The sequence below is a fragment of the Micromonospora sp. NPDC048040 genome (assembly GCF_055587185.1).
In genome coordinates, this window is the sequence record NZ_JBVJGT010000095.1 from 1 (window position 1) to 14,344 (window position 14,344).

General features: G+C 76.3%; 3 protein-coding genes. All 3 read left to right on the forward strand.

Annotated features, from left to right (window positions below; translation table 11 throughout):
* The coding region (locus tag ACZ6O2_RS35390; protein WP_466026045.1) for an acyl carrier protein at positions 1 to 660 on the forward strand (660 nt) is incomplete at its 5' end.
* 261 nt (positions 661 to 921) lie between these two features.
* Entirely contained in the window at positions 922 to 1,782 is an 861-nt protein-coding gene (locus ACZ6O2_RS35395) for a metallophosphoesterase family protein (protein WP_350712573.1), read from the forward strand.
* 321 nt (positions 1,783 to 2,103) lie between these two features.
* A partial coding sequence (locus tag ACZ6O2_RS35400) for an SDR family NAD(P)-dependent oxidoreductase (RefSeq protein ID WP_466026046.1) occupies positions 2,104 to 14,344 on the forward strand: 12,241 nt, incomplete at its 3' end.

Genomic DNA, 14,344 nt, shown 5'->3' on the forward strand with positions numbered 1-14,344 from the left:
GGGGAGGTGGTGGTGGCGGATGTGCGGTGGGATCGGTTCGTGTCGTCGTTCACGGCGTTGCGGCCGAGTCGGTTGTTCACCGAGATCCCCGAGGCGCAGCCCGCGCAGGCCGAGGAGAGACCGCACGGCGACGACGGCGGCGCGGCGTCGGCGCTGCGGGAGCGGCTGGCCGCCGCCTCCGAGCCGGAGCGCGACCGCATCCTGCTCGACCTCGTCCGCGGCACGGCGGCGGCGGTGCTGGGGCATGCCACGCCGAGCGGGATCCGGCCCGGCCGCGGCTTCCTCGAACTGGGCTTCGACTCCCTCACCGCGGTCGAGTTGCGCAACCGGCTGACCGCCGAGACGGGGATCGGGCTGCCCGCCACGCTCGTCTTCGACCACCCCACGCCGCAGGCGCTCGCCGGGCACCTGCGGGCCGAGCTGGCGCCGGGGCAGCCGGCGCTGCCGATCGTGGCGGAGATCGAGCGCCTCGACCAGCTCCTCGGCGGGCTGCCGGGCGACCAGGTCGACGACGCGGTCATCGGCCGGCTGGAGGACCTGGTGGCCCGGTGGCGGGGGCGTCCCGCCCCCGCGCCGACGCCGGCCGCCGGCGACGAGTTGGAGTCGGCGAGCCGGGAGGAGCTGTTCGACATCATCCAGCGGGAGTTCGGCAAGTCCTGAGCAGGCGACGCCGAACCGGGCGGAGCGCCGGCGGGCGCCGGCAACGGCCCCGGGCCCGGTGCGGGCGGGCCCGGTGACCTGCCGGTGCCGGCATCGGCAGGTCACCGCCGCCTAGGGGTGCGCGGTGGCTGTCTAGGGGTGTGCCTGCGCGGGTGCGGCTCCGTAGGGTCGGAGCCCGTCAGGCCGTACCGTGCTGCCCATCGGCAGCCGGACGGTACGGATCAGGGTGCGTGCGGTACCCCGGATGGACGGGAGGTCCGCATGGCCGGATCCGGCCTGCCTCAGTTGCTCGCCATCAGCGACCTGCACGTGGTCCACGCGGAGAACAAGGCCATCGTCGAGCGGCTGCGGCCGGAGCGGGACGGCGACTGGCTGATCGTCGCCGGCGACGTCGGGGAGTTCGTCAGCGACATCGAATGGGCGCTGGGACTGCTCAGCCGTCGCTTCGCGAAGGTGGTCTGGGCCCCCGGCAACCACGAGCTGTGGACTCCCCGCGAGGACCCGGTCCAGTTGCGGGGGGACGAGCGCTACCGGCACCTGGTGGAGCTGTGTCGAGGTCTCGGCGTGGTCACCCCGGAGGACCCGTATCCGGTCTGGGACCCGCAGGGCGACGACCCGGTGCTGATCGCCCCGCTGTTCCTGCTCTACGACTACAGCTTCCGGCCCCCCGGGACGTACACGAAGGAGCAGGCCCTGGCGCGGGCCCACGAGGTCGGCGTGGTCTGCACCGACGAGATCCTGCTGCACCCGGACCCGTACCCGACGAGGGACGCCTGGTGCCGGGCGCGGCTGGCCGTGACCGAGCGTCGGCTCACCACGGAACGCGGCGGCCTGCCCACCGTCCTGGTCAACCACTTCCCGCTCGTCCGCGAGCCCACCCGGATCCTCCGGTACCCGGAGTTCGCGCAGTGGTGCGGCACCGAGGCCACCGCCGACTGGCACACCCGCTTCGACGCCCGCGTCGCCGTCTACGGCCACCTGCACATCCCGCGCACCACCTGGTACGACGGCGTGCGGTTCGAGGAGGTCTCGGTGGGCTACCCGCGGGAGTGGCGGCGCCGCTCCACGCCCCCGGGGCGGCTGCGCCGCATCCTGCCGGCAGCCGTCGGCCACCCCGCCTGACCGGCCCGCGCGATGCGGATCGACGGTCTCTTTCCCGCGCGCCTCGGCGGCCTTTCCGGCCCTGCCGATGAGGGGTTCTCTAGGGGTTGGGGACGACATTGGCGCTCAGTACCGTCCACTCACGGTGGCGGGCATGTGCCGGCAGGGGCTCCGGCGTGACGGACGCCTGAGCAGGCACGGAACGGATTCGGAAACAGGGATCGGGCGCTGGGCCGGACGGTCACGTCCCCACTCACCTGTGCACGAAGCCGGGCCGTCGGCGGTGGTGTGGTCAGCGAATCGGCAGATTCCGATCGATAGCAAGCTCTGGGCGGGTGGGTCATGGCGGACGAAGACAAGCTCCTCGAACACCTCAAGTGGGTGACCTCCGAGCTCCGCCTGGCGCGCCGGCGCCTGAGCGAGCTGGAGAACGAGGACGCGGAGCCGATCGCGATCGTCGGCATGGCCTGCCGTTTCCCCGGCGGGGTCGCTTCGCCGGAGGATCTCTGGGACCTGGTTGCGGGCGGCGTCGACGCCACCGGCACGTTCCCCGAGGACCGGGGCTGGGACCTGGAGCGGCTCTACGACCCGGACCCCGACCACCCTGGCACCACCTACAGCAACCGGGGCGGGTTCCTGCGGGACGCCGGCCTGTTCGACCCGACCCTGTTCGGGGTCTCGCCGCGCGAGGCGCTGGCCATGGACCCGCAGCAGCGGCTCCTGCTCGAGGTGACCTGGGAGGTCTTCGAGCGGGCCGGCATCGACGCCACGTCGGTGCGGGGCAGCCGTACCGGGGTGTTCGTCGGCACGGCGGGGCAGGACTACACGTCCGTGCTGCGGCAGCTGCCCGAGGGCGCGGAGGGCTACGTCCTCACCGGCACGGCGGCGAGCGTCATGTCCGGCCGGCTGGCGTACTCGTTCGGGCTGGAGGGGCCGGCCGTCACGATCGACACCGCCTGCTCGTCCTCGCTGGTCGCGCTGCACCTGGCCGGCCAGGCCCTGCGGGACGGCGAGTGCTCCCTCGCGGTGGCGGGCGGCGTCACCGTGCTGGCCACGCCCGGCGCCTTCGTCGAGTTCTCCCGTCAGCGGGGGCTGGCCTCCGACGGCCGGTGCAAGGCGTTCTCCGCCGACGCCGACGGGACCGGCTGGTCCGAGGGCGTCGCCATGCTGCTGGTCGAGAAGCTCTCCGACGCCCGGCGCAACGGGCACCCCGTCCTGGCGGTGATCCGGGGCAGCGCCGTGAACCAGGACGGCGCCAGCAGCGGCCTGACCGCCCCCAACGGCCCCTCCCAGCAGCGGGTCATCCGGCAGGCGCTCGAGAACGCCCGGCTCGCGCCGTCCGACGTGGACGTGGTCGAGGCGCACGGCACGGGCACCCGGCTCGGCGACCCGATCGAGGCGCAGGCGTTGCTGGCCACGTACGGCCAGGGGCGGCCCGCCGACCGGCCGCTGTGGCTGGGGTCGCTCAAGTCGAACATCGGCCACCCGCAGGCCGCCGCCGGCGCCGGCGGCGTCATCAAGATGGTGATGGCGATGCGGCACGGCGTGCTGCCGCCGACCCTGCACGTCGAGAAGCCGTCCCCGCACGTCGACTGGTCGACGGGGGCGGTGTCGCTGCTGGACGCCGCGCGCCCGTGGCCGGGCGACGACCACGTCCGGCGGGCCGCCGTCTCGTCCTTCGGCATGAGCGGCACGAACGCCCACCTGATCCTGGAGCAGGCCCCGAGCCCCGAGCCGGTGGACGACGAGGCCGTCACGCCCCGCCGGCCCGCCGTCGCGCCGGTGCTGCTGTCGGCCGCGCAGCCGGCCGCGCTGGCCGCGCAGGCGGACCGGTGGGCCCGCTGGCTGGGCGACGACGCCGCGCCGCGCCCGGTCGACGTGGGCTGGTCGTCGGTGGTGTCCCGGTCGACGCTCGACCAGCGCGCCGTGGTGCTCGCCGAGGACCGCGCGGGCCTGCTCGGCGGGCTGGCCGCCCTGGCGGCGGGAGAGTCGTCGGGCGCGGTGGTCGCGGGCCGGGCCGGGGACCGGGGCCCGCTGGCGGTACTCTTCTCCGGCCAGGGCGCGCAGCGCGCCGGCATGGGCCGGGAGCTGTACGCCGAGTTCCCCGTCTTCGCCGCCGCGCTGGACGAGGCGTGCCGGCACCTAGACCGGGTGCTGCCGCAGCCGCTGCGCGAGGTGCTGTTCGCCGAGCCGGGCACCCCTGAGGCGGCGCTGCTGGACCAGACGGCCTTCACCCAGGCCGGGCTGTTCGCGGTCGAGGTGGCGCTGTTCCGCCTCGTCGAGTCGTTCGGCGTGACGCCGGATTTCGTGGGCGGCCACTCGATCGGCGAGATCGCCGCCGCGCACGTGGCCGGGGTGCTGTCCCTGGAGGACGCCTGCCTGCTGGTGGCCGCCCGGGGCCGGCTGATGCAGGCCCTGCCCGCCGGCGGCGGGATGCTCGCCGTCGCGGCGGACGAGGCGGCGGTGGCGGAGTCCATCGCCGGCCTGGCAGACCGGGTCGGGATCGCCGCGGTGAACGGGCCGACCTCGGTGGTCGTGTCCGGCGCCGTCGAGGCCCTCGACGAGGTGGAGCGCGCCTTGCGGGACCGGGGCGTGCGGGTCCGCCGGCTGACGGTGAGCCACGCGTTCCACAGCCCGCTCATGGAGCCGGTGCTGGAGCGGTTCCGGGGCATCGTCGCGCGGCTGACCTTCGCCGTGCCCGCGCTGCCGCTGGTGTCGAACCTGACCGGGACGCTCGCCGACCCCGACGAGATCCGCACCGCCGAGTACTGGGTGCGGCACGTCCGCGAGGCCGTCCGCTACGCCGACGGGCTCACCGCGCTGCGGGCCGCCGGCGTCGACACGTTCCTGGAGATCGGGCCGCAGAGCGTGCTGACCGCGATGGCGGCCGACGTCCTGCCCGACGACGACGTGCTGGCCGTCGCGGCCCAGCGCCGGGACCGGCCGGAGGCGCAGGCGCTGCTGGCCGCCCTCGCCGAGTTGCACGTGCACGGCGTGCCGGTGGCCTGGCAGGAGTGGTTCGCCGACACCGGCGCGCGCCGGGTCGACCTGCCCACGTACGCCTTCCAGCGGGAGCGGTTCTGGCCCGAGGTGGTGCCGTGGCGCGTCGGCGACGTGACGGGCGCCGGCCTGGGCGTGGCGGGACACCCGCTGCTCGGCGCGGCGGTGCGGCTCGCCGGTGACGACGAGGTGGTGCTGACCGGCCGGTTGTCGGCCTCGACGCACCCGTGGCTGACGGACCACGTCGTGTCCGGTGCCGTGGTGGTGCCGGGCACCGCGCTGGTGGAGTTGGCCGTCCGCGCCGGCGACGAGGTGGGCGCGTCCCGGGTGGGCGAGCTGACCGTCGCGGCGCCGCTGGTGCTGCCGGCGTCCGGCGCGGTACGCGTGCAGGTGCGCGTCGGCGCGGCCGACGAGGCCGGCGCCCGGTCGGTCGCCGTCCACTCCCAGCCCGAGGAGGACGGCGACACCGGATGGGTGCGGCACGCCGACGGTGTGCTGGAGCCGACGTCGGCCGACGAGCCGACCGTGGGGGCGTGGCCGCCGGCGGACGCGACCGAGGTGGACCTGGCCGGGTGGTACCCGAGGCTGGCCGAGCACGGCCTGTCGTACGGGCCCGTGTTCCAGGGCGTGCGGCGGGTCTGGTCGACCGACGGCGAGGTGTACGCCGAGGTGGCGCTGCCCGACGAGGCGGCCGGCGAGGCCGGCGCGTTCGGGGTGCACCCGGCGCTGCTGGACGCCGCCCTGCACCCGGTGGCGCTGCTGCTCGCCGGGGAGGCGGCGAGCGGGCCGCGGGTGCCGTTCGCGTTCGAGGGCGTGCAGGTGCACGCCTCGGGCGCCCGGACGCTGCGGGTGCGGCTGACCCGCGACGGGGCCGGGGTGCGGCTGGTCGCCTGCGACGGCGCGGGCACGCCGGTGGTGTCGGTGGACTCCCTGGTGCTGCGGGAGATGACCGGGGTGACGCCGCACGGCGCCGCCGCCCGGTCGCTGTTCGACGTGGCGTGGCCGGCCGAGCAGGTCGTCCCCGTCGACGACGTCGCGGGGTGGGCGGTGCTGGGCGGGCCGGCCCCGGCCGCGCTGCCGGAGCTGCCGGTCCACGCCGACGTGGCGGCGCTGGCCGCGAGCGGGCACCCGGCCCGGCAGGTGCTGCTGGCGGTACCGGCCGGCGACCCCGGCGTCGCCCCGCCGGACGCCGTGCGGGCGGTCACCACCGGTGTCCTGGACGTGCTGCGGTCCTGGCTCGCCGCCGACGAGGTGGCGGACGCGAAGCTGGTCGTGGTGACCCGGGGCGCGGTCGCCGCCGGGGACGATGACCAGGTCACCGACCTGGCGGCGGCGGCGGTCTGGGGCCTGCTGCGCTCCGCGCAGTCCGAGCACCCGGGCCGGATCGTCCTCGCCGACGTCGACGGCGAGCTGGACCGGACCGTCCTCGCCGTGCTGGCCGGGGCGGCGGTCGACCCGTCGGTCTCCGGCGGCCAGCTCGCGCTGCGTGGCGACCGGACGCTCGTGCCGAGGCTGGTGCGGCCGGCCGGCGACGAGCTGACGCCGCCGTCGTCCGGCCCGTGGCACCTGGCCGCCGTCGCCCCGGGCACGCTGGACGGGGTGGACCTGGTCCCCGCCACGGCCGTGGCCCTGGACGCGGGTCAGGTGCGTATCGCCGTGCGTGCGGCGGGGGTGAACTTCCGGGACGTGCTGATCGGTCTGGGGATGTACCCGGATCCGGCTGCGGTGATGGGCAGCGAGGGTGCGGGCGTGGTGGTCGAGGTCGGCCCCGGCGTGACCGACCTGGCGCCCGGCGACCGGGTGCTCGGCATGTTCGAGTTCGGATTCGGCCCGCAGGCGGTCGCCGCGCGGGAGCGGATCGCGAAGATGCCCGCCGGCTGGTCGTTCACCCAGGCGGCGTCGATGCCCCTGGTCTTCCTGACGGCGTACTACGCCCTGCGCGACCTGGCCGGCCTGCGGGCCGGCGAGTCGGTGTTGATCCACAACGGTGCGGGCGGGGTCGGTATGGCCGCGATCCAGCTCGCCCGGCACTGGGGCGCGACGGTGTTCGCCACCGCCAGCCCCGGCAAGTGGGGTGTGCTGCGTGGGCTGGGCGTGGCCGAGGAGCGGATCGCGTCGTCGCGGACGACGGAGTTCGAGCAGGTCTTCGGCTCGGTGACCGGTGGCGCCGGGGTGGACGTGGTGCTGGACGCCCTGGCGGGGGAGTTCGTCGACGCGTCGCTGCGGTTGCTGCCGCGTGGTGGCCGGTTCGTGGAGATGGGCAAGGCGGACCTGCGGGACCCGGACGTGGTCGCCGCCGCCCACCCGGGGGTGACGTACCGCGCGTTCGACCTGAACGAGGCGGGCAGCACCCGGATCGGCGAGATGCTGGCCGAGCTCCTGGCGCTGTTCGAGCAGGGCGCGCTGCGCCCGCTGCCCGTGCGGGCGTGGGACGTGCGGCAGGCCCGGCAGGCGCTGCGGTACGTCAGCCAGGCCCGGCACGTCGGCAAGGTGGTGCTCCGCGTCCCCGCCCCGGTGGACCCCGAGGGCACCGTGCTGATCACCGGCGCCGCCGGGACGCTGGCCGGCGTGGTCGCCCGGCACCTCGTCGCCACCGGCCAGGCCCGGCACCTGCTGCTGGCCTCCCGCCGCCACCCCGACCAGGCCGGCGGTGACGACTACGCCACCCTCGTCCGGGACCTGACCGACGCGGGAGCCGAGGTCACCACCGTGGCGGTCGACGTCAGCGACCCCGCGCAGGTCACCCGGCTGGTCGCCGGCGTCGACCCGGCGCACCCGCTGACCGCGGTGGTCCACACCGCCGGGATCCTCGCCGACGCGACCATCGGCTCGCTCGACGAGCAGGCCCTGCGTACGGTGCTGACGCCGAAGGTGGACGCCGGCTGGGCGCTGCACGAGGCGACCCGGCACCTGGACCTGGCCGCGTTCGTGCTGTTCTCCTCCGTGGCGGCCACCCTCGGCTCGCCCGGCCAGGGCAACTACGCGGCCGCCAACGCCTTCCTCGACGCCCTCGCCCAGCACCGCCACCAGCAGGGCCTGCCCGCCACCAGCGTCGCGTGGGGCATGTGGGCCACCGCCAGCGCCATGACCGCGCACCTCGACGGGGACGACCAGCAGCGGCTGCGGCGCGTCGGCATGAGCGGCCTCTCCCCGGCCGAGGGCGCCGAACTCCTCGACGCGGCCCTGCCGTCGGCCTCACCGGTCGTCGTCGCGGCCCGGCTCCAGGTCACCGGCGAGATCAGCCAGGTGCCGCCGCTGATGCGGCAGCTCGTCCGCGCCGCCGGCCGGCGGCGCACGGCCACCGACCGGCCGACCACCGGGGCTTCCTGGCGGGACCGGCTGGCCGGCCTGCCCGAGGCGGACGCCCGGCAGGCGCTGGTCGACCTCGTCTGCGGGCAGGCCGCGACCGTGCTGGGTCACGCCTCGGCGCAGGCGGTCTCCGCCGCCCGGGCCTTCAAGGACCTGGGCTTCGACTCGCTGACCTCCGTGGAACTGCGCAACCGGCTGGGCGCCGCGACCGGGCTGCGGCTGTCCGCCACGTTGGCCTTCGACCACCCCACCCCGGCCCGGCTGGCCGACCACCTGTTCCAGCAGCTCGGCCACGCCACCGGCGCCGGCCCGACGGTGCGTGCCGTCGGCACCGGCGACGCCGACGAGCCGATCGCCATCATCGGCATGGCCTGCCGCTACCCCGGCGGCGTCGCCACCCCCGAGCAGCTGTGGCAGCTCGTCACCTCCGGCTCCGACGCCATCGGCGGGTTCCCCACCGACCGCGGCTGGGACCTTGACCGGCTGTACGGCGCGGACGGCGACCAGGCCGGCGGCACCGTCACCGACCAGGGTGGGTTCCTCTACGACGCGGCCGACTTCGACGCCGGCTTCTTCAACATCAGCCCCCGCGAGGCCCTCGCGATGGACCCGCAGCAGCGGCTGCTGCTCGAGACCGCCTGGGAGAGCTTCGAGTACGCCGGCATCGACCCCACCGGGGTCACCGGTACCGCCACCGGCGTCTTCGTCGGAGCCGCCTCCTCCGGCTACGCCAGCAGCGGCCGCGACGACCTGGACGGCCTCGAGGGACACCTGCTCACCGGGACGGCGGGCAGCGTCGCCTCCGGCCGGGTCGCCTACACGTTCGGCCTCGAAGGCCCGGCCGTCACCGTCGACACCGCCTGCTCCTCGTCCCTGGTCGCGCTGCACCTCGCCGCCCAGGCGCTGCGCGGCGGGGAGTGCGACCTGGCCCTGGCCGGCGGGGTGGCGCTGATGGCGCAGCCCGGCATGTTCTCCGAGTTCTCTCGGCAGGGCGGGCTGGCCCCGGACGGGCGCTGCAAGGCGTTCGCCGCCGCCGCCGACGGCACCGGCTGGGCCGAAGGCGTGGGCATGCTGCTGGTCGAGCGGCTCTCCGACGCGCGGCGCAACGGGCACCGCGTCCTCGCCGTCGTGCGCGGCTCCGCGATCAACCAGGACGGCGCGTCCAACGGTCTGACCGCCCCGAACGGCCCGTCCCAGCAGCGGGTCATCCGGCAGGCCCTCGCCAACGCCGGGCTCGCCACGGCCGACGTGGACGCCGTCGAGGCGCACGGCACCGGCACCACCCTCGGCGACCCGATCGAGGCCCAGGCCCTGCTGGCCACCTACGGGCAGGACCGGAACGGCGGGGAGCCGCTCTGGCTCGGGTCGATCAAGTCGAACATCGGCCACGCCCAGGCGGCGGCGGGCGTCGCCGGCGTGATCAAGATGGTGCTGGCGATGCGGCACGGCATGCTGCCGCCGACCCTGCACGTGGACGAGCCGTCCCCGCACGTCGACTGGAGCGCCGGGGCGGTCGCCCTGCTCACCGAGGCGCGGCCGTGGCCGGCCGCCGACCGGCCCCGCCGCGCGGCGGTGTCGTCGTTCGGCATCAGCGGCACCAACGCGCACACCATCATCGAACAGGCGCCGGACGAGGCCGCCCCGGCCACGCCCCCGCCGGCGGGGGACCTGCCCGGCCTGGTCGGCCCCGCCGCCGTGCCGCTGCTGGTGTCCGGCCGCAGCCCCCGCGCCCTGCGCGAGCAGGCCACCCGCCTCGGCGAGCGCCTCGCCGCCGACGCCGACCTGGACCTGCGCGACCTCGGGTTCTCCCTGGCCACCCTGCGGGCCCACCACCCGTACCGCGCGGTTGCCGTGGCCGGCGACCGGGACGACGCCGTCGCCCGCCTGGCCGCGCTCGCCGCCGCCGACGGCGCGCAGACCGCTGTGGACGCGACGCCGAAGGTCGTCTTCGTCTTCCCCGGCCAGGGCTCGCAGTGGGCGGGCATGGCGCTGGACCTGCTGGACGCCTCCCCGGTCTTCCGGCAGCGGATGCGGGAGTGCGCGGACGAGCTGTCCCGCCACGTGGACTGGTCCCTCGATGACGTGCTCCGGGAGGCGCCCGGCGCGCCGCCGCTGGACCAGGTGGACGTCGTCCAGCCCGTGCTCTTCTCCGTCATGGTGTCCCTCGCGCAGCTCTGGCGTTCGTGCGGCGTGGAGCCGGCCGCCGTCGTCGGGCACTCGCAGGGCGAGATCGCCGCGGCCTGCGTCGCCGGCGCGCTGACCCTCGCGGACGCGGTGCGGCTCGTCGTGGCGCGCAGCCGCGGCCTGCTGGCGATCGTGGGCCGGGGCGGCATGGTTTCCGTGCCGCTCCCGGCCGCCGACACCGAGCAGCTGATCGCGCCGTGGCAGGGGACCCTCTCCGTCGCCGCCGTCAACGGCGCTGCCGTGACCGTGGTCTCCGGCGACTCGGCGTCGGTCACCGCGTTGCTCGCGCACTGCGCCGAGCGGGACATCCGGGCCCGGCAGATCGCCGTCGACTACGCGTCGCACTGCGGCCACGTCGACGCGGTCCGCGACGAGGTGATGGCCGGGCTCGGCACGGTCGAGCCCCGGTCCACCACGGTCGCCTTCCACTCCACCGTCACCGGGGAGCTGATCGACACCACCGGGCTCGACGCGGAGTACTGGTACCGTAACCTGCGGGAACCGGTCCGGCTCGGGCCCGTGGTGGACCGGCTGGTCGACGAGGGCTTCCGGGTCTTCGTCGAGGTCAGCCCGCACCCCGTGCTCAAGGTGGCCGTCCAGGACGCGCTCGACCGGGCCACCGGCACCGGCGACGCGGGCGTGGTGGCGGGTTCGCTGCGCCGCGACGAGCACGGGCCGCGTCAACTGCTGACCAACCTCGGCGACCTGCACGTCGCCGGCGTGCCCGTGGACTGGACGAGGGTGTTCGCCGGCTCCGGCGCCGCCCCCGTCGACCTGCCCACGTACGCCTTCCAGCGGGACCGGTTCTGGCCTGCGGTCGACCGGTCGGCGGCCGGTGACGTGTCGGGCGCGGGCCTGGGCGCGGCGGGGCACGGGCTGCTCGGTGCGGCGGTGCGGCTCGCCGGTGACGACGAGGTGGTGCTGACCGGCCGGCTTTCGCTGTCGACGCACCCCTGGCTGGCGGACCACGTGGTCGGCGGCGCGGTGGTGCTGCCGGGAACCGCCCTGGTGGAACTCGCCGTACGGGCCGGCGACGAGGTGGGCGCGTCGCGGGTGCGCGAGCTGACCATCGCCGCGCCGCTGGTGCTGCCGGAGACGGGCGCGGTCCGCGTGCAGGTGCGCGTCGGCGCGGCCGACGGCTCCGACGCCCGGCCCGTGGCGGTGCACTCGCAGCCCGACGGCGACCCGGAGGCCGCGTGGGTGCGGCACGCCGACGGCCTGCTGGAGCAGGCCGCCGACGAGCCGGCCGTGGGCTCCTGGCCGCCGGCCGGGGCGGCCGAGATGGACCTCGCCGGCTGGTACCCGGCGCTGGCGGAGCGTGGCCTGGCCTACGGGCCGGCGTTCCGGGGCCTGCGCCGGCTGTGGACCGCCGGCGACGAGGCGTACGCCGAGGTCGCCCTGTCGGACGAGGCGGCCGTCGACGCCGCCGGTTTCGCCGTGCACCCGGCCCTGCTGGACGCCGCGCTGCACCCCGTCGGGCTGCTGCTGACCGAGCGGTCCGGTGGGCCGCGCGTGCCGTTCGTGTTCGAGGGCGTGCAGGTGCACGCCTCCGGCGCCCGGACACTGCGGGTACGGCTGACCCGGACGGGCTCCCGGGTCCGGCTGGTGGCCGGCGACGAGTCCGGCACGCCGGTGGTGTCCGTGGAGTCGCTCGCGCTGCGGGAGATGAGCGACGCCGCCGGCGCGGAGACCGCCGAGCGGTCGCTGTTCGAGGTGACGTGGCAGACCGAGCCGGTCACCCCGGCACGGGACGTCTCCGGCTGGGCGCTGCTCGGCGCCGGGGACGCGCCGGCGGGCCTGGCCACGCCGGTGTTCCCGACCGTCGACGACGTGACCGCGGCGGTCTCGGCCGGGTCGGTCGAGGCGCCCCGCGCGCTGGTCCTCCCGGTCGACGCCGGCACGCCGGACGGCGACCTGCCCGACCTCGTCCGTACGGTCACCGCCCGGGTGCTCGACGTCGTGCGGTCCTGGTTGGACAGCGCGGCCCTGGCCGACACGACGCTGGTGGTGCTGACCCGCGGCGCCGTCGTCGCCACCCCGGCCGACGCGCTGCGGGACCTGGCCGGCGCGGCGGTCTGGGGCCTGCTGCGCTCCGCGCAGTCCGAGCACCCGGGCCGGATCGTCCTCGCCGACGTCGACGGCGAACTCACCCCGGCCACCCTCGCCGTACTGGCCGGCGTGGCCGAGGACCCGTCGACCACCGGCGGCCAGGTGGCCGTACGCGGCGACGAGGTGCGCACCCCGCGCCTGGGCCGGCCCGCCGGCCCGGCCGCCGACGAACTCCTCCCGCCGGCCGGACTGTGGCGGGTCGGTGCGGTGAGCCCCGGCACCCTGGACGGAATCGGCATGGTGCCCGCCACGGCCGTGGCCCTGGACGCGGGTCAGGTGCGTATCGCCGTGCGTGCGGCGGGGGTGAACTTCCGGGACGTGCTGATCGGTCTGGGGATGTACCCGGATCCGGCTGCGGTGATGGGCAGCGAGGGTGCGGGCGTGGTGGTCGAGGTCGGCCCCGGCGTGACCGACCTGGCGCCCGGCGACCGGGTGCTCGGCATGTTCGAGCCCGCCTTCGCCCCCGAGGTGATCGCCACCCGCGACCTCGTCGCGAAGATTCCCGCCGGCTGGTCCTTCGCGCAGGCCGCGTCCGTGCCGGTCGTCTTCCTGACCGCGTACTACGCGCTGCACGACCTGGCCGGTCTGCGGGCCGGCGAGTCGGTGCTGATCCACAACGGTGCGGGCGGGGTCGGTATGGCCGCGATCCAGCTCGCCCGGCACTGGGGCGCGACGGTGTTCGCCACCGCCAGCCCCGGCAAGTGGGGTGTGCTGCGTGGGCTGGGCGTGGCCGAGGAGCGGATCGCGTCGTCGCGGACGACGGAGTTCGAGCAGGTCTTCGGCTCGGTGACCGGTGGCGCCGGGGTGGACGTGGTGCTGGACGCCCTGGCGGGGGAGTTCGTCGACGCGTCGCTGCGGTTGCTGCCGCGTGGTGGCCGGTTCGTGGAGATGGGCAAGGCGGACCTGCGGGACCCGGACGTGGTCGCCGCCGACCACCCGGGGGTGACGTACCGCGCGTTCGACCTGAACGAGGCCGGCCACCGGCGCATCGGCGAGATGCTCACCGAGGTCCTCGCCCTCTTCGAGCAGGGCGCGCTGCGCCCGCTGCCCGTGCGGGCGTGGGACGTGCGCCAGGCCCGGCAGGCGCTGCGGCACATCAGCCAGGCCCGGCACATCGGCAAGGTCGTCCTGCGGGTGCCCGCGCCCGCCGACCCGGACGGCACCGTGCTGATCACCGGCGCCGGCGGCGCCCTCGCCGGCGTGTTCGCCCGGCACCTCGTCGCCACCGGCCAGGCCCGGCACCTGCTGCTGGCCTCCCGCCGCGGCCCGGAGCAGTACGGGGACCTGGTCGAGGAGCTGACCCGCGCGGGCGCCCGGGTCACCGTCGGCACCGCCGACGTGGCCGACCCCGCGCAGGTGACCCGGCTGCTGGAGCTGGTGGAGCCGGCGCACCCGTTGACCGCGGTGGTCCACACCGCCGGGGTGATCGCCGACGCGACCATCGGCTCGCTCGACGAGCCGGCCCTGCACGCCGTGCTGGCACCGAAGGTGGACGCCGGCTGGGCGCTGCACGAGGCGACCCGGCACCTGGACCTGGCCGCGTTCGTGCTGTTCTCCTCCGTGGCGGCCACCCTCGGCTCGCCCGGCCAGGGCAACTACGCGGCGGCCAACGCCTTCCTCGACGCCCTCGCCCGGCACCGCCACCAGCAGGGCCTGCCCGCCACCAGCCTCGCCTGGGGGCTGTGGGCCACCAGCAGCGCCATGACCGCCCACCTGGGCGGCAGCGACCACCGCAAGGCCATCCGGGCCACCAGCGCCCCGCTGACCGACCAGCAGGGCGTGGCGCTCTACGAGCTGGCCCGCCAGCGCGGCGACGCGCACCTCGTACTGATGAACCTGCCGCCGGCGGCGGGGGGGGGGGGGGGGGGGGGGGGGGGTTGGGGGGTGGTGAGGGGGGGGGGGGGGGGCACCCCCCGCATAGGTCTCCCTCCCCCCCCCCCACACCCCCCCACCCCGATCACGACGACGCCCGCAGCGAAGC